This window comes from Sphingomonas mali NBRC 15500, assembly GCF_001598415.1.
Classification (GTDB): Bacteria; Pseudomonadota; Alphaproteobacteria; order Sphingomonadales; family Sphingomonadaceae; genus Sphingomonas; species Sphingomonas mali.
This window is the reverse complement of sequence record NZ_BCYX01000027.1, coordinates 24,681-44,739: the sequence shown is the minus strand read 5'-3', so window position 1 is coordinate 44,739 and position 20,059 is coordinate 24,681. Positions and strand designations below refer to the sequence as shown.

The 20,059-nt window shown below is 64.8% G+C and carries 22 protein-coding genes; 14 read left to right on the top strand and 8 right to left on the bottom strand.

All coding sequences use genetic code 11. The annotated features are described in order from the left end of the window. Positions 1–17: 17 nt before the first annotated feature. From SMA01S_RS17275 to SMA01S_RS17250, 6 genes are read left to right on the top strand one after another with little or no spacing between them, the layout of a single operon-like run. Positions 18–1,208: an LLM class flavin-dependent oxidoreductase gene (locus SMA01S_RS17275; RefSeq protein WP_066825191.1), complete on the top strand. Its 1,191-nt coding sequence runs from the start codon at positions 18–20 to the stop codon at positions 1,206–1,208. Beyond that, entirely contained in the window at positions 1,201–2,139 is a 939-nt protein-coding gene (locus SMA01S_RS17270; RefSeq protein ID WP_169804260.1) for an alpha/beta hydrolase, read from the top strand. Before SMA01S_RS17275 ends, SMA01S_RS17270 begins: the two co-directional genes overlap by 8 nt. Next, complete coding sequence (locus tag SMA01S_RS17265; protein WP_218016922.1) at positions 2,136–2,516, top strand: carboxymuconolactone decarboxylase family protein; 381 nt, start codon at positions 2,136–2,138, stop codon at positions 2,514–2,516. Before SMA01S_RS17270 ends, SMA01S_RS17265 begins: the two co-directional genes overlap by 4 nt. Further along, entirely contained in the window at positions 2,506–3,642 is a 1,137-nt protein-coding gene (gene ribB / locus SMA01S_RS17260) for a 3,4-dihydroxy-2-butanone-4-phosphate synthase (protein ID WP_157094005.1), read from the top strand. The genes SMA01S_RS17265 and ribB overlap by 11 nt, the downstream gene beginning before the upstream one ends. Further along, positions 3,635–4,162 carry a flavin reductase family protein gene (locus SMA01S_RS17255; RefSeq protein ID WP_245649319.1) on the top strand — a complete coding sequence of 176 codons (528 nt, stop codon included), beginning with the start codon at positions 3,635–3,637 and terminating at the stop codon, positions 4,160–4,162. The genes ribB and SMA01S_RS17255 overlap by 8 nt, the downstream gene beginning before the upstream one ends. A gap of 3 nt (positions 4,163–4,165) precedes the next feature. Further along, positions 4,166–5,536 carry a hypothetical protein gene (locus tag SMA01S_RS17250; RefSeq protein WP_066825186.1) on the top strand — a complete coding sequence of 457 codons (1,371 nt, stop codon included), beginning with the start codon at positions 4,166–4,168 and terminating at the stop codon, positions 5,534–5,536. A 31-nt stretch (positions 5,537–5,567) separates the two neighbouring features. Here the strand turns inward: SMA01S_RS17250 and SMA01S_RS17245 are convergent, their stop codons facing one another. Then, entirely contained in the window at positions 5,568–6,551 is a 984-nt protein-coding gene (locus tag SMA01S_RS17245; RefSeq protein WP_066825185.1) for an adenosine kinase, read from the bottom strand. Positions 6,552–6,668: 117 nt separating this feature from the next. On the opposite strand from SMA01S_RS17245, the gene SMA01S_RS24880 reads away from it, so the two are divergent. Together SMA01S_RS24880 and SMA01S_RS17235 are read left to right on the top strand one after the other, a co-directional pair. Next, a complete protein-coding gene (locus SMA01S_RS24880) occupies positions 6,669–6,896 on the top strand; it encodes a hypothetical protein (RefSeq protein ID WP_066825184.1) in 228 nt (75 codons plus the stop codon). After that, entirely contained in the window at positions 6,893–7,765 is an 873-nt protein-coding gene (locus tag SMA01S_RS17235) for an amidohydrolase family protein (RefSeq protein WP_066825183.1), read from the top strand. The genes SMA01S_RS24880 and SMA01S_RS17235 overlap by 4 nt, the downstream gene beginning before the upstream one ends. A 28-nt stretch (positions 7,766–7,793) precedes the next feature. On the opposite strand, the gene SMA01S_RS17230 is transcribed toward SMA01S_RS17235, so the two are convergent. Next, the gene (locus SMA01S_RS17230) at positions 7,794–9,143 is read right to left on the bottom strand and encodes an MFS transporter (protein WP_066825181.1); all 1,350 of its coding nucleotides are present in this window, start codon (positions 9,141–9,143) and stop codon (positions 7,794–7,796) included. Between the two features lie 190 nt (positions 9,144–9,333). On the opposite strand from SMA01S_RS17230, the gene SMA01S_RS17225 reads away from it, so the two are divergent. Continuing rightward, positions 9,334–10,269: an SMP-30/gluconolactonase/LRE family protein gene (locus tag SMA01S_RS17225; RefSeq protein WP_066825178.1), complete on the top strand. Its 936-nt coding sequence runs from the start codon at positions 9,334–9,336 to the stop codon at positions 10,267–10,269. A gap of 213 nt (positions 10,270–10,482) precedes the next feature. Here the strand turns inward: SMA01S_RS17225 and SMA01S_RS17220 are convergent, their stop codons facing one another. Then, positions 10,483–11,511: a uroporphyrinogen decarboxylase family protein gene (locus tag SMA01S_RS17220; RefSeq protein ID WP_066825176.1), complete on the bottom strand. Its 1,029-nt coding sequence runs from the start codon at positions 11,509–11,511 to the stop codon at positions 10,483–10,485. A 221-nt stretch (positions 11,512–11,732) separates the two neighbouring features. On the opposite strand from SMA01S_RS17220, the gene SMA01S_RS17215 reads away from it, so the two are divergent. Together SMA01S_RS17215 and SMA01S_RS17210 are read left to right on the top strand one after the other, a co-directional pair. Continuing rightward, positions 11,733–13,043: an LLM class flavin-dependent oxidoreductase gene (locus tag SMA01S_RS17215; RefSeq protein WP_084250396.1), complete on the top strand. Its 1,311-nt coding sequence runs from the start codon at positions 11,733–11,735 to the stop codon at positions 13,041–13,043. Continuing rightward, positions 13,040–13,768, top strand: a complete 729-nt coding sequence (locus SMA01S_RS17210; protein WP_066825174.1) for an SDR family oxidoreductase — start codon at positions 13,040–13,042, stop codon at positions 13,766–13,768. Before SMA01S_RS17215 ends, SMA01S_RS17210 begins: the two co-directional genes overlap by 4 nt. 75 nt (positions 13,769–13,843) lie before the next feature. On the opposite strand, the gene SMA01S_RS17205 is transcribed toward SMA01S_RS17210, so the two are convergent. Then, positions 13,844–14,131 carry a carboxymuconolactone decarboxylase family protein gene (locus SMA01S_RS17205; RefSeq protein ID WP_245649318.1) on the bottom strand — a complete coding sequence of 96 codons (288 nt, stop codon included), beginning with the start codon at positions 14,129–14,131 and terminating at the stop codon, positions 13,844–13,846. Positions 14,132–14,169: 38 nt separating this feature from the next. After that, the gene (locus SMA01S_RS17200; protein WP_066825171.1) at positions 14,170–14,943 is read right to left on the bottom strand and encodes an HpcH/HpaI aldolase family protein; all 774 of its coding nucleotides are present in this window, start codon (positions 14,941–14,943) and stop codon (positions 14,170–14,172) included. A 146-nt stretch (positions 14,944–15,089) separates the two neighbouring features. On the opposite strand from SMA01S_RS17200, the gene SMA01S_RS24875 reads away from it, so the two are divergent. Genes SMA01S_RS24875 through SMA01S_RS17185 form a run of 3 tightly spaced genes read left to right on the top strand, consistent with a single transcriptional unit; the run spans position 15,090 to position 17,625 of the window. Then, entirely contained in the window at positions 15,090–16,298 is a 1,209-nt protein-coding gene (locus SMA01S_RS24875; protein ID WP_169804259.1) for a cobalamin-independent methionine synthase II family protein, read from the top strand. Position 16,299: 1 nt separating this feature from the next. Beyond that, positions 16,300–17,232 (top strand): alpha/beta hydrolase, encoded by a 933-nt coding sequence (locus SMA01S_RS17190; RefSeq protein WP_066825167.1) that lies wholly within the window; start codon positions 16,300–16,302, stop codon positions 17,230–17,232. A 3-nt stretch (positions 17,233–17,235) separates the two neighbouring features. Beyond that, complete coding sequence (locus tag SMA01S_RS17185; protein ID WP_084250394.1) at positions 17,236–17,625, top strand: carboxymuconolactone decarboxylase family protein; 390 nt, start codon at positions 17,236–17,238, stop codon at positions 17,623–17,625. Between the two features lie 9 nt (positions 17,626–17,634). Here the strand turns inward: SMA01S_RS17185 and SMA01S_RS17180 are convergent, their stop codons facing one another. From SMA01S_RS17180 to SMA01S_RS17170, 3 genes are read right to left on the bottom strand one after another with little or no spacing between them, the layout of a single operon-like run. Continuing rightward, positions 17,635–18,111 carry a GlcG/HbpS family heme-binding protein gene (locus SMA01S_RS17180; RefSeq protein ID WP_066825164.1) on the bottom strand — a complete coding sequence of 159 codons (477 nt, stop codon included), beginning with the start codon at positions 18,109–18,111 and terminating at the stop codon, positions 17,635–17,637. Further along, positions 18,108–18,524: a c-type cytochrome gene (locus SMA01S_RS17175; protein WP_245649317.1), complete on the bottom strand. Its 417-nt coding sequence runs from the start codon at positions 18,522–18,524 to the stop codon at positions 18,108–18,110. The genes SMA01S_RS17180 and SMA01S_RS17175 overlap by 4 nt, the downstream gene beginning before the upstream one ends. Before the next feature lie 10 nt (positions 18,525–18,534). Further along, complete coding sequence (locus tag SMA01S_RS17170; RefSeq protein ID WP_066825161.1) at positions 18,535–19,872, bottom strand: MFS transporter; 1,338 nt, start codon at positions 19,870–19,872, stop codon at positions 18,535–18,537. Between the last annotated feature and the right edge of the window lie 187 nt (positions 19,873–20,059).

Sequence of the window (20,059 nt, the reverse complement as noted above, 5' to 3'; positions counted from 1 at the left end):
ACCGCTCGGAGACAAAGATGAAGATCTGGCAATTCAGCGAACAGGCCTATCACCCCGCCTTCCAGAAGCCGGGCGCGATGCGCGTGACGCTGCCGCAACGCGAGTGCGATCCGGTCGTGGCCGGGCAGCTGCTCAACCGCTATCTCGACGAATATATGATCGCCGACGACGTCGGGCTCAACATCATGGTCAACGAGCATCACGCCGCCGCGACCTGCATGTCGACGTCGTGCATGACGACGCTGGCCGTCCTCGCGCGCCAGACCAGCAAGGCGCGCCTGCTCGCCCTGGGCATCCCGCTCGCCAACCGCTCCAATCCGCTGCGCGTCGCGGAGGAGATCGCGATGGTCGACTGCCTGTCGGGCGGACGGCTCGAAGTCGGGCTCGTCAAGGGCGCAGCGTACGAATTGTTCATGTCGAACCGCCAGCCGACCGGGTTCATGGACCGCTTCTGGGAAGCGCATGACCTGATCCTCGCGGCGCTTTCCAACACCGGCGACAACTTCTCCTGGGAGGGCGAACATTTCCATTACCGCACTGCCAGTTTGTGGCCGCGCCCGATCCAGCAGCCACATCCGCCGATCTGGATGACCGCGTCGAGCGCGACCAGCGCCCGCGAATATGGCAAGCGCGGCTATACCTGCGCGACCTTCCTGTCCGGTGCCGTCGCCCGCTCGGTGTTCAGCGGTTATCGGGCGGCCTATTTCGCCGAGCACGGCGTGCAGCCTGGCCAGGACAAGCTCGCCTATCTGGCGCTGGTCTCATGCGCGGGCGACCGCGCCACCGCCTTCGCCCGGGCGGAGAAGATGAAGAGCTATTTTACGACCGCTGCCCGGCTCGATCCGCAGTTCCGCAATCCGCTCGGCTTCAATCCGGTCGATGCGAATATCCGCATGCTCCAGGCCGGCGCCAACGCGATGCGTCCGCGCTTGCGCAATGGCGAGGCGCTGCCGGTCGATGGTACGATCGAGCAGTATATGGAGGCGGGTCTGTTCTTCGTCGGCACGCCTGACGAAGTCTACGAGCAATTGGTGACGTTCCACGACGAAACCGGCGGCTTCGGTAATCTGCTGATGATGGCGCAGGCCGGCGAGCTTGAGCATCAGGAGACGGCCGACAATCTGACGCTGATGGGCCGCGAAGTCGCGCCGCGGCTTGCCGAGCTCGCGACGCGGACGGTCGAGGTGCGGTATGAGGCCGTTGGCTGAACTCGCCCTCGCAGACGGCATGGACCGCTATGTCGTGCTGGTTCGCGCGACGCCACCTGCCGCCGATATGGAAACGATGCGGCTGGTCGGCGACCTTACCGGGCAGCGTTACGCCGAGGGCCATGCGCCCCAGGTTGCGCGCTTCGACACCTTTGTCGCCGCGCCGGGGCGCGAGATCGCGCTGCGCATTTTCGATCCGGGCGGGGAGGGGCTGCGCCCGGCGATCTGCTATTTCCATGGCGGCGGTTTTGCTTTCGGCAGCGTCGAGAGCTTCGACATCGTCGGCGCGGCACTGGCCGAAGCGACCGGCGCGGTCGTCGCCAGCGTGCAGTATCGCCGCCTGCCGGAAACCGACTATGCTGGTGCGCAAGCCGATTGCGATGCGGCTTTTGCCTGGCTCGGCCGTCAGGCCGGGGCGCTCGCTATCGATCCGGCGCGTATCGCCGTGGCCGGGGATAGCGCCGGCGCGCTGCTGGCGTTGGCGTGCGGCGCCACCGCTCGCCCGATCTGCCAGCTTCTCTTCTACGGCACGTTCGCGATGAACCCCGATGCGGCGGCCTACCAAACCGCGCTCGATCCGATCCTGACCACCGACCGCGTGCGCCAGTACATTGCCTTGTTCACTCGTTGCGGCGGCCTCGACGTCAACCCGGCGCCGGTCGATCGCCAGGACCTTGCCGAGCTTCCACCGACGCACATCGTCGCTGCCGAACATGACCCGCTATGCGCCGAAGCGGTCACGTTTGCCGCGCGGCTCGAACAAGCCGGCGTGCCGACGACGATCCATATCGCCCCGGGCATGATCCACGGTTTCCTTCGCGCGGTCGGCGTCTCGGCCGCCGCACGCGCCGAACTTCGCGCGGCAGCCGAGGCGATCCGCCCTCTGCTGTCGGCGCCAGCACCTATCGAGACCAGGAAGGCAATAGTTTGATCAAAGACGAGTCCTATGACCGCGGTCGCGCGATGCGCTTCGACATGTTCGGCGAGCCCGGCGTGCGCAGCCTCGACAATGCCGACGACTTCAACGAGCCGTTACAGGATCTGGTGACGCGGTTGTGCTTCGGCGACGTGTGGAGCCGCCCCGGGCTCGACCGCAAGATCCGCTCCATGCTGACGATCGCGATTTTGATCGGGCAGTCGCGGCCCGATCAGCTGCGCAATCACATTAACGGCGCGCTCGCCAACGGCGTCACCAAGGACGAGATCAAGGAGATTCTGCTCCACGCGACGCTCTATGTCGGCCTGCCTGCCGGATCGGACAGCTGGCGCCATGCGCGCGAAGTCTTGCAGGAAAACGATGTCTATTGATCTGATCGAACCGGCGCGCGACCGGCTCCACAATTCGATTTCCTCGATCGAGGAGATCATCGAAACCGCACGCAACGGCCTGCCCTATATTCTCGTCGATGCCGAGGATCGCGAGAATGAAGGCGACGTCATCATCCCGGCGCAGTTCGCGACACCTGCCCAGATCAACTTCATGGCCCGCCATGCGCGCGGGCTGATCTGCCTGGCGATGACCGAGGAACGGGCGCGCGAACTGCGCCTGCCGCCGATGGTGACCGAGAATAATTCCGGCCATGGCACGGCCTTCACCATCTCGATCGAAGCGCGCGATGGCGTTACCACCGGCATTTCGGCGTACGACCGGGCGCATACCGTGGCGGTGGCGATCGATCCCTCGAAGGGCTGCGACGATATCGTCTCGCCCGGCCATGTTTTTCCGTTGGTCGCGCGCGGCGGCGGGGTGCTGGTCCGCACCGGCCATACCGAGGCGGCGGTCGACGTATCGCGGCTGGCCGGCCTGATCCCGGCCGGCGTCATCTGCGAAGTGCTGAACGAAGACGGGACGATGGCGCGGCTGCCCGACCTGGTCGAGTTTTCGCGCGAGCATGATATTCCGATCGGCACGATTGCCGACCTGATCAGCTATCGCCGCCGCACCGAACGCTGCGTCGAGCGCGTCCATGAGGAAGCGTTCGAGACCGTCTATGGCGACGGCTTTCGCCTGTCGGTGTTCCGCAACACGATCGACAATGTCGAGCATGTCGCTTTGTCGCGCGGGCGCATCACCCCGGACGCGCCGACCCTGGTGCGCATGCACCGTCTGGACTTCGTCTCCGACATGCTCGGGCCGCCGACCGAACGCCGCGAATATGTCTCACGCGCGCTGGCGCGGATCGGTGCGCATGACGGTCCCGGCGTGGTCGTCTTCATCCGCGACCCGTCGGTCAGCGCGATATCCGAGCGGCGCAGCAGCCCGGGACCGACGCGCGATCAGCGCATCCGCGATTACGGCGTCGGGGCGCAGATCCTCCTCGATCTGGGCGTCAAGGATCTCATCCTGCTCTCCGACAGTGAAGCGAGGCTGTCCGGCATCGAGGGATACGGGCTGCGCATCGTGGGCAGGGAAGGGCTGGGTACCGATGAGTGACGTGCAAGTCCGCGAGATGACCATCGCCCCGCTGAGCATCGCCGAGCAATTGAAGAACGGGCTGCGCCGGCTCGGCAAGGCCGTGGTGGTTATCACCGCTTGGCATGAAGGCAGGCGCTGGGCGATGACGGCGACCGCGGTGAGCGAACTGAGCATGGACCCGCCGTCGCTGTTGGTCTGTGTCAACAAGAATGCGAGCCTCCATGCGCCGCTGACGGCCGGCGCGCATTTCTGCGTCAACATCCTCCATGCCGATCAGCTCGCCGTGTCGCAGACCTGCGCGGGCAAGCTGAAGGGCGAGGAGCGTTTCTCCGAGGGCCGTTGGGGCTCGGGCGCGTGCGGGTCGCCGCATCTGTGCGACGCGCAGGCAAGCTTCTTCTGCGAATATGAGACGCATATCGAATACGGCACCCACGCCGTGGTGATCGGCGCGGTCAAGGAGGTGTATATCTCGGGCGACGTGGATCCGCTGATCTATCTCGACGGCGGCTATGCCCGTGCAACGCGATTGTCCGCCTGAGCGATGGACGACACCCAGGCCCTTCTCGAGCAGATCGAGCATAGCTGTCGGCGCCTCAAGATGGCGCAGTCGACGTTCGGCCGGCTGGCGGTCAACGACGGCAAGCTCGTGCAACGGCTGCAGCAGGGCGGACGGGTAACGGTGCAGACCGTCGAGCGCGTCCACCGCTTCATCGAGGAGCAGGACGGCGCTTCCGTCAGTGCGCTGCGTTCGGGCATCAAGGGTCTGCGTGCCGAACTGCGCCCCGAGCATAATTTCCGCTTCTACGACAATCGTCAGAAGTATCTCGCCTTCGTCAACACCACCAACGAGAAGCAGATCATCGCCGATCGTGCGGTGCACGAATTGTCGGATACCCAGCCGGTCCCGCCGGCGATCCGGCTGTTCGACGGGGGTGCCGGCGACGGCACCGCGCTGGCGCGGATGCTGCGCGGGCTGCACCGGCGCCATCCCTGGGTGCCGTTCTACGTGGTGGTCAAGGAGATCAGCATGGAGAATATCCGGCTGACGCTCGAGAAGATGCCCGACCGGCTGCGCGAGCATCCCGGCACCGTGCTGGTGCTGACCAATCTCAAATATGGTGAAGCGCCGAACCTGCAGCCCGAGACGCCGGCCGGGGCAAGCGCGATGGTGTGGCACGAAGTCGGGCTCGAAGGCACCTCGGCGGGACAGTTCGAGGAGCAGATCCAGCAGCTCGATCCGTTCCTCGCCAAGCATTGGCAGGCGAGCATCGCGCCGAGCGGGAACCCGATGTACAAGACGCCGACGGTGCTCGTCTTGTATCGCAAAGACCATCACTTCATGCTCGATCCGATCATTCCGCGGCGCGGCTACGCGCAGGCGGACTTCGATTTCGTCCTGTTGTCGCAGCCCTATCGCGCCCACGCGCCGCTCAAGTTCAAGAGCGCGCGCGTGGTCACGCCGCTGGTCCGGGCGCTTCGTCCCAACGGCAAATTGATGGGCGTCCACAGCCACGGCAACGATCCCGGACTGGAGATCATCCGCGCGATCTGGCCGAACGAGGACCCGTTCCATACCGGTCGCGAGGACATCATGCAGGCCGTGCGCGAGGACCTGGGCGCGGCCGCGCGCGACTATCATTTCCATTCGCTGTCGGACGAAGAGGCGCTGTTTCGCTACGATATTCGCACGCTGCCGACCGAGATCGACGTACATACCCCGATCGGCAGCTCGACCTTGTTCGCGGCCTGGAACGCGGCAAGCTATGTCGCGCAGATCGAGGATGGCCGCTTCGCCAAGGCGCTGTCGAACGACCTGTATCTCGAAGCGACGCGCGAAGCGCTTCAGCGCCACCAGGGATTGTGGTTCAACGACGAGATTTATCTCATCTCGCGGCGTTCGCGGTTGAACTGATCTTACGCCCCTCTCTTGCCGAGCTGGGGAATCAGTCGGCCAGGAACGCCTTCAAATCCGCTTGCGGCCGCGCCCCGAAATGGCCGATCGCTTCGCCGGCCGCCGCGCAGCCCAGCCGTCCGCATTCGGCGAGCGGCAGTCCGCGACTTAGGCCGTACAGCACGCCCGCCGCGTACAGATCGCCGGCGCCGGTAGTATCGACCACTGCGTTCACCTGCGAAGCAGGCACGTCGACCAGACCGTTCGCGTCGATCAGCAGCGCCCCGGCGGGCCCGCGCGTCACTGTCACCAGGTCGACATGCTGCGCGGCGATCTTTGCCGCTTCGAGCGTGTCGTCGATGCCATATAACGCCCGGATCTCGTCCTCATTGGCGAACAATATGTCGACATGGCTTTCGACCAGTTCGAGGAACTCGTCCTTGTGGCGGTGGACGCAGAAGCTGTCGGACATGGTCAGCGCGACCTTACGCCCGGCGGCGTGCGCCAGTGACGCGGCCTTGCGAAAGGCGGCCTTGGCGGGCGGCTGATCGAACAGATACCCTTCGAGATAAATGATCCCCGCCGAAGCGACGAGCGTCTCGTCGATATCGCCTTCATCGAGCCCGGTGCAGGCGCCGAGAAAGGTGTTCATCGTGCGCTCGGCATCGGGCGTGACCAGCACCAGGCAGCGCGCGGTGGCGGCGCCGGCGGTGGTCGCCGGCGTATCGAAGGCGACGCCGATCGCGCGCAAATCGTGACGGTAGATGTCGCCCAGCGCGTCGTCGCGGACCTTGCCGATGAACGCGCCGCTGCCGCCGAACGCCGCGACCCCGGCAATGGTATTGCCGCCCGATCCGCCGGAGATTTCCATCCCCGGACCCATCGCGCCGTAGATGCGCTCGGCGCTGGATTCGTCGATCAGGGCCATGCCGCCCTTGGCCATCCCCTCCTCGGCGAGGAAATCGTCGCTGGCATGGGCGATGACATCGACGATAGCATTGCCGATGGCGAGGACGTCGTAACGGGCGGGCTGCATGCTGGCTTGTCTCCACGGCGAGGATGGCGAATGCGCGAAAGGCGCTGGATAAAGATCGCGCGAGTTATATAAAGACGAACGGTATTCAACAAGGTGCATGTTGGTGGAGAAGGTGTAATGAGCGACGGCGACGGTCCGACCTGCCCGTTTTGCGGGGCGGCGTGGAGCGAGGCTATGCTCGCCCAGCTCGACCGCTTCACCGTGCCTTCGGGTTGTGCCTGTTGCGGCGGGGCGCCGGCGCTGCATGCCGCCGTCGCCCCGCTGCCGACCGAAGACATTTGCTGCGCCGCGTGCGGCCGCGCCATCTACCGCGGCTTCGCGGCAAAACAGGAATCGCAATCGTGAAGAGCGCCGACTTCGACATCATCGACGCCCAGATCCACCAGCCGGCACCCGCCGTGCCGTTCGGCGACGACGTTCCCGACGACCTCAAACTCGCGATAAATGTCGAGCTGGCGCGCGAGGCGATGGATAGCGTCGGCGTCGACGCCACTTTGGTGGTCGCGGCGCTGCCCTATATCGATGCATGCGTAGCTCGCTATCCCGCCCGCTTCATCGGCGTCGAGACCTTCATGGCCAAGGACGCCGAACTTGGGGCCGCGGTGGAGCGGGCAAAGGGCGACGACCGCGTGATCGCCGGCCGGTTGCTCGTTACCGATTTCCGTACCACCGAACTGTCCGAGGCCTTCACGAGCGGCGCGATGGACGCCGGGTTTGCTGCCGCAGCCAGGGTCGGCCTGCCGCTATTCCTGTCGACCCACGGCCAGGCCGCGGCCATGCGTCCGCTGATCGAGCGCCATCCCGATCTCAGCGTGATCATCGACCATGTCGGGGTTAGCCAGCACCCGGTGTCGCCGCCGCGCGATGATCCCTGGGATCGGCTCGATGGGCTGCTCGGCCTCGCCGATCTCCCCAACGTCTCGGTCAAATTGTGCGGGCTGCCGTTGCTGTCGCGCCAGGCCTATCCGTTCGCCGATGTCTGGCCCAATCTACGCCGCGTCATCGCCGCGTTCGGGCCCGATCGGCTGATGTGGGGCAGCGACTATACGCGTCTGCGCATGGCCGAGGCTGGTGGGCCGAATCGCAACCGCGGCTGCCTGTACAGCGAGAGCCGCGACATGCTGCTCCACAGCGGCGAACTTGACCGCGATGCCAAGGCGGCGATCTTCGGCGGCACCGTCAAGCGCGTGCTCGGCTGGCAGCCGTTAGTTTAGCAAGTCGCAGCGCCAGCGGCATCACGCTCTAATGCCCGACGGTACGAGTCCCCGGGTCGAGCGGCTTGAGCGTCAGCAGCATCCAGATCACTGCCCCTGCAAAGGCCAGGGGTGCCGCGAGCAGGAAGAAATAACCGATCGCGCCCCAATGATAGTGCAGCGCGAGCATGCCGTACCAGGGCCCGACAATTGAGGCGACGCGCCCGGCCCCATAGGCCCAGCCGACCCCGGTCGCGCGGTTGCGCGTCGGGTAGAGTGTGGAGGCGATCGAGGCCAGGCCGGCATGTGCGGCATGCTGCGCCAGCGCGTTGAGGGCCAGCGCGGCGAACATTCCCCAGCCGGGCGCGAATACACCCATGCCGATCGCGGCAGCGGCGGCGACGATGAAATAGGTCGGCACTATCGCCTTGAAGCCGAACTTGTCGATCATCAGCCCGATCGTCAGCATACCCGTCGCGCCGAATGCGGTACCGATCGCCGTGGTGATGCCAACCTGGCTCCAGTTGAGCCCGATAGTGTCGTGGAACACCGTCGTCTTCCAGAGTGCGGCACTGATGAAGCCGAAGCTGGCGATGAAGCTCAGCCACAACAGAATCGTCGGCAGCGCCAGCCCGGGCGTGAACAGATCGCGCACCAGCGACACGGTGCTCGGACGTTTCTCGGGCACGTCGCGCCGCGACAAGATTACCGCTTCGCCTTCGCCCTCGGGCATCAGGGCCAGCACGATCGCCTTTAGCCGGGGATCGTCGGGATTGCGCGCCGCCAGGAATTTGGGCGATTCGGGCAGCAGGAAATAGATCACCGGTATCAGCAGCAGCGGCATCGCCGTGCCGATCCAGAAGGCGACGTGCCAGCCATAGGGCTCGAGCAGGAACGCCTGCATCGCCGATCCGAGCAAGGCGCCGGGCATCGCGCCGGCAAGCACCACCGTCACCACCGTCGAGCGCTGGCGGGCAGGGGCGAGTTCGGAAGCCAGCGCGACCATGTTGGCGATCACCGAACTGGCGAACATGCCGGTGAGCAGCCGGCAGATCGCCAGTGCCCAGATGCTGTCGGTAAAGATCGTCACGAAGCACGTCGCGGCCACGCCGCCCAGGCACAGCACAAGCAGCGTCCGCCGCCCGATCTGGTCCGCAAACGGCGCGATCAGGAAAGCGCCCAACACCATTCCGACCTGCTGCATCGACAGCACCCAGGTCAGCGAGGTCCGCGATACCCCGAACTGGTCCGAAATCTTGGGAAGCACCCAGCTCAGCACGCCAAGGTCGAACCCGTCGACGAGCATCGCCAGCGCCCCGATCAGCATCACTTTTACGTGGAACGGGCGGAACTTCACGCCATTGAGGAAGGCGTCGATATCAACGGTCGGCCCGGCCAATGCGCGATCCTCTCATGGTGATTGCGTGCCCGCTCGAACGGGTCGCCATTGCCGCCATAAGAATATAAGCCTGGCTGTCTGTCAACGGCGCAAATCGTTTTCAAATCATCAGTGACGCTGCTATAAGGCAGGCTGTTAATTACACCCGTCCCGAGGCCTGGCCTTGAGGACGGGCAGAGGAGAGCAGCCGATGCCCATCGAACGACTTGATCCGCGATTGGACGCCATTGTCGCCCCGGGCGTGGATTGGGAAGAGCTCGGCCGCGGCTTTGGCGGGCCGACCGGGCCGGCCGAAGGGCCGGTATGGATCGCGGAGGGCGGCTATCTGCTGTTCAGCGACATCCACAATAGCCTGCGCATGCGCTGGCACCCCGAGCACGGCATCACCGTCGACAAGCACGACACCAAGAACGGCAACGGTCAGACCCGCGACCAGGACGGCCGGCTGGTCGTCTGCCACCATTTCAGCCGCTGCGTCGATCGCGAGCATGCCGACGGCACCGTCACCATGATCGCCGACAATTATCGCGGCATGAAGCTCAACCGGCCTAACGATGTCGTCGTCAAATCGGACGGCGCGATCTATTTCACCGATCCGCCGCCCAAGGTGCCGTTTACTCCGCCGGAGCACCCCCCGGAGATCGATTGCGCCGGCGTGTATCGCGTGTCGCCCGATGGCGAGCGGCGCAACATGGTCGTGCGCGACCTGATCAATCCCAACGGACTGTGCTTCTCGCCTGACGAGAAGATCCTCTACGTCAACGACAGCAACCAGCATCGCAAGCTGATCATGGCCTATGACGTCGAGGCCGACGGCATGCTCGACCTGGGCAGCGCTCGCCTGTTCTGCGACATGCGCGCCGACACGCGTATGGGCGGGCCCGACGGCATGAAGGTCGATGTCGAGGGCAATGTCTACTGCACCGGCCCCGGCGGCATCTGGATCCTCAGCCCTGCCGGCGAGCATCTCGGTACGATCGCCATGGAGGGACGCACGTCCAACATGAACTGGGGCGATAGTGACTGGCGCACGCTCTATTTCACCGGCGCGCGCTCGCTCCACCGCATTCGCCTCCTGATCCCTGGCATCCCGGTTCCGCGCGGTACGCTGGCGGGCGCCAGCTAGAGTCGTTTTCAGCTTTGCTGAATCGGTGCCGCCCTCCGCAGCCAATCCAACGATGCTCCGCATCGCCGGAACCTTGGGCTGCTCCGCCCGCTCGCCCACCCGACCTCCCATAGAATACCCTGATTGGGAGGTCGGGTGGGGGGGCGGGCCGGTGCCGCAACCGTTTCAGCTTTGCTGAAACAAACTTTAGACGCCGCGCGCGGGCGCTAGCGTTCAGAGCGTCGCGCGAACCAGGGCGGCGCCTTCAACCATTGCCTGCATCTTGGCGAAGGCGATGTCGCGGGGCACATATTTGAAGCCGCAATCGGGAGCGACGATGATCTTGTCGGCGGGCACGACGGTCATCGCCCGACGGATCCGCTCGGCGACTGTCTCGGGCGTCTCGACCGCTGGGTCGTTCAGGTCGATCGTCCCGACCATGATGTGCTTGCCGCGCAACGGCTCCAACTCCGCCGGATCGAGGTTCGGCTGCGCCGTCTCGACCGACACCTGATCGACGCGCGTGCCGGCAAGCTCGCCCAGATAGTCGTAGCCGTGCGGCCGATCGCCATGGATGATCGCGGCATAGCCGAAGCAGACGTGCAGCGCGGTGACGCCTCCGACATCCTGCAGCGCGCGATCGATTGCCTTGGCGCCATATTGGCGCGCCTTTTCGGGCCGTGCCTGGAGATAGGGCTCGTCGATCTGGACGATGTCAGCGCCGGCGGCGAACAGGTCGCGTATCTCGTCGTTGACCGCTGCTGCATAATCGAGCGCCATTTCTTCTTCGCTCGCGTAAAAGTCGTTCTGCGCCTGCTGGGTCATCGTGAACGGGCCGGGCACGGTGATCTTGATCCTGCGATCGGTGTTGCGCCGCAGGAATTCGACATCGCGAACCTGGACGGAATGTCTGCGGCGGATCCGGCCGGTGACGCGCGGTACCGGATTGGGATGACCGCTGCGATCGAGCGCGACGCCCGGATTGTCGAGATCGACGCCTTCGAGCGCTGTCGCGAAGCGGTTCGAATAGCTTTCCCGGCGCATCTCGCCGTCGGTGACGATATCGATTCCGGCCCGTTCCTGCAGGTGAATGGCCATGATCGTGGCATCGTCCTGCGCTTCCTCGAGATGGTCGGAGGCCGGGCGCCAGAGTTCGAGCGCGCGCACCCGCGGCGGAAAACGGCCGGCAAGGCGGGCTCGGTCGATCAGCCATTCCGGCATTGCGTAGGATCCGACCAGCGTCGTGGGCAGCAGCGTGTTCATCGGCACATCCCCTCATTCCCGTTCCGCGACGGTGCCTGGCGACCATAGGGAGCGACTGCGGCATTGTGAACGATTTTCGACAATGACGAACGACAATCAGATATTTGAAGCGAAATCCGACCGTCGGCATCTTCCATAGTATCAGATAGGCTGTTATAAGATAGGCTGTTAAATGTGCCGCATCGGAATTCCGGGCGGGAGAGGAACCGGAGGAAAGCGGAATGCAATTCGGTCTGTTTTACGAGCATCAGTCGCCCGCGCCGTTCACGGCCGCCAAGGACATGCAGATCTTCCATAACGCGCTCGACGAGCTCGAGCTCGCCGACAAGCTGGGCTATGATTACGCCTGGCTGGTCGAGCATCATTTCCTCGAGGAATATTCGCATAGCTCCGCGCCCGACGTCTTCCTCGGCGCGCTCAGCCAGCGCACCAAAAGGATGCGGCTCGGTCATGGCATCTGCGTGATGCCGCCGCTGATCAACCACCCGGCGCGCGTCGCCGAGCGGATCGCCACGCTCGACCTGCTTTCGAAAGGCCGCATCGAATGGGGCACTGGCGAGAGCGGCACGGCGATGGAACTCGAAGGTTTCGGCATCGATCCCGATCTCAAGAAGGGCATGTGGCGCGAAGCGACCGAGCAATGTGCGAACATGCTGACGATGACGCCCTATCCCGGTTTCCAGGGCGAGTATTTCTCGATGCCGACGCGCAATATCGTCCCCAAGCCGATCCAGGCGCCGCATCCGCCGCTTTGGGTGGCGTGCTCGCGCCGCGACACGATCCTGCATGCCGCGCGCAACGGCATGGGGGCGCTCGTCTTCGGCTTCGCCGCGCCCGAGCAGGCGGGCAAATGGGTCCAGGAATATTACGACATCATCAAGTCCGACGAATGCGTGCCGATCGGCCATGCGGTGAACGCCAATTTTGCGATCGTGACCGCGCTGTCGGTCAATGAGGACGAGCAGGTCGCGATCGATCGCGGCACCGAAGGCTTCAAATATTTCGGCTATTCGCTGGGATTCTACGCCTCGTTCGGCAAGCTCAAGCCGGGCCATTCGAGCGTGTGGGAAGATTTCAAGAAGGCCGAGGCGGGGATCGAGGATAATCACGGCAATGGCGGCATCGGCACGCCCGAGCAGGTCCATGACCATTGCAAGGCTTATGCGGATGTCGGCGTCGACCAGATCATCTTCGTCCAGCAGACCGGCCCCGCCAATCACGACCATATCTGCGAATCGCTCGAGCTGTTCGCGACCACGGCGATGCCGAGGCTGAAGGTCGGCGAGGAGGAACGTCTGGCGAAGAAGCAAGCCGAGCTGGCGCCCTATTTCGAGGCAGCGCTGGCGCGCAAGTCGAAGATGGCGCCCCTTGCCGTCGAGGATATCGAGGTCGTCAAATCCTATGGCCTTCGCAAGAAGGAGGTCGGGACCTACGAGAATGTCCGCTCGGATCGTGGCGGCGGGCTGGCGGTGGTGGCGGACGATCCCCTGGCGCTGGTTTCGAACCAGGCGGAAAAGGCCTCGCAGGCGTGAGCATCCTCGATGGCCGGGTCGTCGTGATCACCGGGGCCAGCTCGGGGATAGGCGCGGCCTGCGCCGTCGCCTTTGTCGACAAGGGCGCCAGGGTCGTGCTCGCCGCACGCCGCGCCGAGCGTCTGGGTGAATTGGTCGATCTGATCGAGGCAAAAGGCGGCGAGGCGCTGGCGGTGGCGACCGACGTCACCGACGAGGACGCGGTCGCCAATCTCTTCGCGACCACGCTGGCGCGGTTCGGCACGGTCGACGTGCTGATCAACAATGCCGGTGTTGCCGATAGCACGCCGGCCGAGCTGACCGACCTGGCACTGTGGCGCCGCGTCATCGACACCAACCTCACCTCGGCCTTTCTGTGCGCGCGATCGGCGATCCCGATCATGAAGGCGCAGGGTCGGGGGCGGATCATCAATGTCGGATCGATCTCCGCCAAGGTGCCGCGTAAGGACAGCCCAGCCTATACTGCGAGCAAATGGGGGCTCGCCGGCCTGACGCGCGCGCTGGCGGTCGATTGCCGCGCGGACAATATCGCGGTTTCGGTGTTCCACCCGGGCATCGTCGCGACGGAGTTGGGGGGCGCCCCGAGCACGAAGCCGGCCGAAATGACCGCGCGGGCGGAGGATGCTGCGGGCATCATCGTCCACATGGCCGATATGCCGGACCATCTGAATTTCCACGAAGCGCTGATGGTGCAGAACAAGATCCCATTTCTGGGACGCGGGTAGGGACACGACTTTCCGTTATCCTGGCGAGCGCGGGGATATCTCTTCTCTTGGAGTGTAGGCGGAAGAGTGCGGGTGTCAGCCCTGCTCAGCCTTTGCATCGACAATATTCTTGAGCTTGCGCGCCGCGCTCACCGAGACCGGCCAGCCGGCATAGAAGGCGATGTGAGCGATCGCCTCACCGATTTCTTCGACGGTCAGGCCGTTCTCGAGTCCAAGCTCCATATGCCCCTGCGCTTGGTCGCGGTTGAGCGCGATCAGACAGGTTATGGTAATCAGGCTGCGATCGCGCTTGGAGAGTTCGGAGCGCTCCCAGACCTTGTCGTAGAGGACGCTCTGGGTGATTTCGTCCAGCAGCGGCGCCACCCCCGCCAGTTCCCTGCCGCGTCCGCCAGATGGTCGTTTCACTTCGAATCTCCCCGATAGGGTTTGAAATTGGCGGCCGCCGCGTTGAGCGCGCCGCGCAGCATGCCGAGTTCGGAAAGCCAGGCGATGTAATGGACGCCGCGCGCGACATAGGAGTCGAGCTGGGCGGCATTGGCGACGACAGTGCCGATATGCTTGCGGCCGGCAGCCACCTCGATCACGCGGTCGATCGCCGCGACCACATCGGGGTGCGCCGCATCGCCGGGATGGCCGAGCGAGGCGCTGAGATCGCCGGGGCCGATGAACAGCACGTCGAGTTCGTCGACCGCGCACAATGCCTCGATATCCTCGACCATTTCCTTGTTTTCGACATGGACGCTGACCAGCGTCTCGCGATTGGCGCGCTGCTCGTAGTCGGGGAGGGTGCCATAGGCCGCGGCGCGACATGCGCGCGCCGAGCCACGCTCGCCGAGCGGCCAGTATTTCGCTTTGCGAATCACCTCGCGCACTTCCGCCGCGCTCTTGAGCGAGGGCACCTGGATGCCGCTCGCGCCGCTATCGAGGACGTGGAGGATATTGGCCTCGCCGGCATCGGGGGTGCGGACCACGCTGCTCATCCCCATCCGTTCGCAGGTGCGGATCATATTCTCGATGCCGGCATGCGTGTAGCAACCATGCTCGGCGTCGAGGATCACGAAATCGAACCCGGCGATGCCATAGAGCTCGACGATAGCGGGGGCGTCGAGCTTGACGAAACTGCCGAAGACGATCTCTCCGGCCTCCAATTTGCGCTTCACGTCCCCGTTGAACATCGCCGCATCCCTCTCCCGATCCGCTTGGCGGAGTTGCTATTTACAAACGTCATTCAACATGGCAGCAGTGCAGCTATAAGCCAAGCTTTCATATTCGAAGGCGACGACACGATCCGCCAGCAAGGCGGCCAGCTACAGGAGATGATGTGAAGCGCAGCATAGATCGCATCCTTACCACGCATGTAGGCAGCTTGATCCGCCCGCTCAACGTGCTCGAGGGGATGATGGCCAAGGTCCTCGGCGAGCCCGTCGACGAAGCCCAATTCCAGCGCGACGTCCGCCAGGGAGTCGCCGATGTCGTCGCCAAGCAGGCTGAGATCGGCATCGACATTCCCAGCGATGGCGAAATCTCCAAGCCGAGCTTCCACAATTATGTGGTTGAGCGGCTCGGCGGGCTGGAAAAGGTCCCGCCGTCGGAGCGGGGGGCCTATTATGCGGCGCTGACCGAGGAATTTCCGGGGTTCATGACTCAGTACAACGCCATGTACAAAACCATGTGGATGCCGCCCGAGCTCGACGCCGAGAAGGTCCGCAAGGCGGCTAATACGCCGCCGGCGCGTGTCCGCGTCGCGGCACCGATCCACTATGTCGGGCAGGATGCGCTCCAGACCGATCTCGACAATTACCGGGCGGCGCTCTCCGGCAAGGAATTCGTCGAGGCGTTCATGCCATCGGCCACGCCGGCGCGTGACGATGCCGATGCCGGCACGGTCTACGCGACCGAATCCGAATATCTCTACGCGCTCGCCGATGCGATGCATGTCGAGTACAAGGCGATCGTCGACGCCGGCTATATCGTCCAGCTCGACCTCGGCCTTCCGGCACGCAACCAGGTGTTGCCCGGCAATCCCAATCCGACCCCGGAGGATCTGCGTCGCGCCTCCGAGCGCCAGGTCGAAGCCTATAACCACGCGCTGCGCGGCATTCCCGAGGATCGCGTGCGCTATCATATGTGCTGGGGCAGCATGAACACGCCGCACACCACCGACGTGCCGCTGCGTGAGGTCATCGACATCATTCTCAAGATCAAGGCGCAGGCCTATGTCATCGAAGGCGCCAACCCGCGCCATGAGCACGAGTGGATGGTGTGGAAGGACGTGAAGCTGCCCGACGGCAAGATCCTCGTCCCCGGCGTGGTCAGCCACCAGACCAATGTCGTCGAGCATCCCGAACTCGTCGCGTGGCGAATCTCGAACTACGCCAGCGTGGTGGGGCGCGAGAATGTCATCGCCGGCACCGATTGCGGCTTTTCGCAGGGCTGGAACATGGCGAGGGTCCATCCCGAGGTGCAGTGGGCCAAGCTCTCGGCCTTGGTCGAGGGCGCCGCCCTGGCCTCGCGGCAGCTGTGGCAATGAGATGAGCGACAATCCCAGGCTCGCCGCGGGATTGGCCGAGTATCTGAGCGCCGTCCGCGGTACGCCGGGTAGCCCGCTCGAAACAGCGCGCCTCCTCGCCGACCGCGATGCGCACCGCATCGCGTACCCGACGCCGGCGGGGATGACAGTCGCCAACAGCTTCGTGGTGCGCGCCGGGGACGAGGTGCCGGTGCGTATCTATCGTCCCGCGGGCGAAGGCGTGCTGCCCGCTATCGTCTATTTTCACGGCGGCGGCTTCACCACCGGCAGCATCGAGACCTACCAGCCGCTGGCGATGGCGCTGGCCGAGGCGACCGGCGCGGTGGTGATCAGCGTCCAATATGCCCGCCTTCCCGAAGCCACTCCGCGCGTGACAGTCGAGCAATGCTATGACGCGCTTGCCTGGACCGCGCGGATGGCCCGCGCTCTTGCCATCGATCCGGAGCGGATCGCGATCGCCGGCGACAGCGCCGGTGCGTTCCTCGCGGTGCAGGTTGCGATTCTCGCGCGCGATCGCGGCGGCCCGAAGCTGGTTTGCCAATTGCTCGCATACGGCATGTTCGATGTCGACGAGGGTCGCGCTGCTTATGCCGCTGTTCGCGATCCGGTGCTCACGCAGCCGTTGATCAGGGCCATTATCGCCGCTTATCGCAGCGCCGACGCCCGCGATCCCGCGCCGTTCGAGGTGCCGCTACGCAGCGATCTTGCCAGCCTGCCGCCGGCGATCCTGCTGGAGGCCGAGTACGATGCCATGGTCGACGAGGGCCGCGAATTCGTCGAGCGCCTGCGCGCTGCCGGCGTGCATTCTGAATTCCGTATTGCCCCGAATATGTGTCACGGCTTCCTCCGTGCCGTCCGTTTCTCCGCCCCCGCCCGCGCCGAAATGCGCTGGCTCGGCGACACTTTCCGAACCCTCACGCATCCAAGGAACTAGACCGTGGCGCTCAAGACCGAAGACCCCGCATTCCAGGCCGGCCGCGAACTGCGCAGGCAGATGTTCGGCGATGCCAGCATCGAACGTCTCGACAATGCCGACGATTTCAACGAGCCGCTCGAGAATTACGTCACTTCCGCCGTTTTCGGCGAAACCTGGACGCGGCCGGGGCTGACGTTGCGCGAACGCTGCCTGATCACCGTCGCCATCAGCGCCGCGCTCAACCGCCAGATCCCCCTGAAGCGTATGGTCAAATGCGCGATCACGAATGGCGCGACCAAGGAGGATATTCGCGAAACCCTGCTCCAGACGACAATGTATATCGGCGTTGCCGGCGGCGTCGAGAGCTGGGCGCTCGCCGCCGAAGCGCTCAAGGAAATCGACGCTTACTGAGCCGCGGCTCTAAGGGGCGGGGACGGGCTTCGCCGCCTTGAGCCCTGCCGCCTCGATACCGGCGGTGCCGCACGCGGCATCGTCGGCGGGCTTGCCGCCCGACGTGCCGACGCCGCCCAGGAGTACGCCGTCGGCCGAATAGATCGGCACGCCGCCCATGATCGTCGCGACACTCGGCATGTTCGCCGGCGGATTGAGCGCGGCGGTGTCGGCAGTGGCGCGGCCATATTTGGCGGCAGAGGTTGCTTTCCACAACGCGATCTCGCCGACGCCCATCGACACGCCATCCATATGCGCCAGCGTCACCGCCATGCCGTGATTCTCGAGCACAACCACCGCAACCTTGAGATTGTGCGCGCGTGCATAGTCGAGGCAAGTGTCGCGGATCTTGGCGGCGCTGGCATAGTCGAGCACCGGCCGTGCGGTTTGCGCGGAGGCCGGCACGCCGAGCAGCAGCGTCGCGGCGAGGGCGAGACCGCGGCTCATTTCAGTGTCTCGAGATAGCTGATGATGTCGCTGCGCTTGGCGGCATCCTTGATCCCGGGGATCATCATCTTCGTGCCCGGCACGACGGCCTTGGGATCGGCGAGATAGGCGTCGAGCTTGGCGTGCGCCCAGCGGATATTCGATCCCTTCATCGCTGGCGAATAGACGTAGCCGGGCTTCGTCCCTGCCGCTCTGCCGACCACGCCGAACAGATTGGGGCCGACGCCATTGGGCCCGCCTTTGGCGACGCTGTGGCAGGTATTGCACGTCGCGAAGGCGGGGGGCGGTGCAACGGCCTGGGGCTTCGGCGCCGCCGATGCTGCCGTCCGATCGGCGCCGTGCGCCGATGCGACGATCAACAGCAACGCGGCGCCGGTCGTGGCTGCGGTCAGATATGCGTTTGAGTGGGTCACCGTGATCTCCTCATGCCGGAATGGGCTTGGGTTGCTGCTGCACCGCGCGCATTCGCGCCAATACCGCCGCCGCGGCGGGGACGATCATCAGTCCGCCGAACAGCAGCATCACCCAGAAGCGCCCGACGCCAGCGCCAATCACATAGCCGCCGAGCAGCGGTCCGATGATCCCGCCGATGCGCGAGCAGCCGAGCATGATGCCGAGGCCCGCATTGCGCGTGGCCACGCCATGATAGTTGAGCGTGACCAGAATCAGTGCCGTATAGGCGCCGACGTTGAAAAAGCCGCATAAGGTCGAGGCCGCGACCAGTGGCCAGTTTGCCCCGTCCGGCACTGCGCCGAGCAACGTGAATGATGCCGCCATCGCCAGCAGGAAGATCGTCGCGATCCGCACTTCGCCGACGCGGCGCGACAATGCCCCGACAATCAGTTGCGCGATGATTCCGGCGCCATAGGTGGTCACGCCGGCAACGCCGTTCCACTGCATGTTCATCCCGGCCATCGACAGTATCTGTGGGCGCCAGCCCGCCATGAAGCCGCCGCTGATCGTGAACACGAAGCCGGCCAGGCACAGCAATGCCGTGCCGATCCACAGCGAGCGCGGGATGACCGTCAGGCTTGCCCGTTGCTTGCCGATGACGATCGGCGCTTCGGGCAGCGCCGCGAACTCGGGCTTGCGCATCCGCCGCATTAGCGCGTTGATCCGCGCGAGCGCGTCCGGCGGACGCCGGGCCATCAGGAAGGCGGGGGAGTCGGCGAGGATGAACAGTCCGAGGAGGAACGCGGTCAGGTTGAGCGCCGCGGCACCGAGGAAGATCGATCGCCAGCCATATGGCTCGATCAGCAGCCCCGCCATGGCACCGCACAACATCCCGCCGAAGGCATAGCCCGAGTGGAGGATGCCGATCAGCAGGTTCGAGCGCTTTTCATTGCTGAATTCGGTGACCGTAACGTTCAGGCAAACCACCAGCGCGCCCAGGCAAACGCCGGTCAGCAGGCGCAGGATCATCAGCGTGGTGAGTGTGCCGTTGGTCGCTGTGATCAGCAGCAGCGCGACCAGCGAGCCGAGCAGCGTCAGCGTAAGCGCCCGTCGTCCGATCCGGTCGGCCAGCGGCGCGACGAAGATCGATCCGATCGCGACTCCCACGGGCGTTGCGCTCGATGCCAGCCCGAACCCTTGGATCGAGAGGTGCAGCTCCTTGATCATCACCGGCGCTGCATAAGACAGCGTGACGACGTCTAGCCCGTCCGCGGCATAAGCCAGCATGCAGATCGCGACGATCGCATATTGGTACCAGCCCATCGCCGATTGCTTGATGACGTCGGTGGGGGTGATCGGCTGGCTCATGCCGACTGCCTTTCGCCCGGGTGGCGATACGGCGGTCTGGCGATCGGCTGTCTACGCACACGCACCCCTTTTTGATGCCAGGGAAATTCGGTAATTACAAACGCTATTGAAAATGCGCGAACAAAGCGAATGACTCCGTCGCGTTTCGGCCGCTACGAAAAACCCGGCGCGTTCGCGGCGCGCCGGG

Bases quoted from the DNA above. Each gene is read 5' to 3' on its own strand.
- SMA01S_RS17170 (WP_066825161.1), bottom strand. From the start codon at position 19,872: ATGAGCCAGCCGATCACCCCCACCGACGTCATCAAGCAATCGGCGATG.
- SMA01S_RS17275 (WP_066825191.1), top strand. From the start codon at position 18: ATGAAGATCTGGCAATTCAGCGAACAGGCCTATCACCCCGCCTTCCAG.
- SMA01S_RS17190 (WP_066825167.1), top strand. From the start codon at position 16,300: ATGAGCGACAATCCCAGGCTCGCCGCGGGATTGGCCGAGTATCTGAGC.
- SMA01S_RS17255 (WP_245649319.1), top strand. From the start codon at position 3,635: ATGAGTGACGTGCAAGTCCGCGAGATGACCATCGCCCCGCTGAGCATC.
- SMA01S_RS24880 (WP_066825184.1), top strand. From the start codon at position 6,669: ATGAGCGACGGCGACGGTCCGACCTGCCCGTTTTGCGGGGCGGCGTGG.
- SMA01S_RS17200 (WP_066825171.1), bottom strand. From the start codon at position 14,943: ATGTTCAACGGGGACGTGAAGCGCAAATTGGAGGCCGGAGAGATCGTC.
- SMA01S_RS17225 (WP_066825178.1), top strand. From the start codon at position 9,334: ATGCCCATCGAACGACTTGATCCGCGATTGGACGCCATTGTCGCCCCG.
- SMA01S_RS17245 (WP_066825185.1), bottom strand. From the start codon at position 6,551: ATGCAGCCCGCCCGTTACGACGTCCTCGCCATCGGCAATGCTATCGTC.
- ribB (WP_157094005.1), top strand. From the start codon at position 2,506: ATGTCTATTGATCTGATCGAACCGGCGCGCGACCGGCTCCACAATTCG.
- SMA01S_RS17180 (WP_066825164.1), bottom strand. From the start codon at position 18,111: ATGAGCCGCGGTCTCGCCCTCGCCGCGACGCTGCTGCTCGGCGTGCCG.
- SMA01S_RS17220 (WP_066825176.1), bottom strand. From the start codon at position 11,511: ATGAACACGCTGCTGCCCACGACGCTGGTCGGATCCTACGCAATGCCG.
- SMA01S_RS17215 (WP_084250396.1), top strand. From the start codon at position 11,733: ATGCAATTCGGTCTGTTTTACGAGCATCAGTCGCCCGCGCCGTTCACG.
- SMA01S_RS17250 (WP_066825186.1), top strand. From the start codon at position 4,166: ATGGACGACACCCAGGCCCTTCTCGAGCAGATCGAGCATAGCTGTCGG.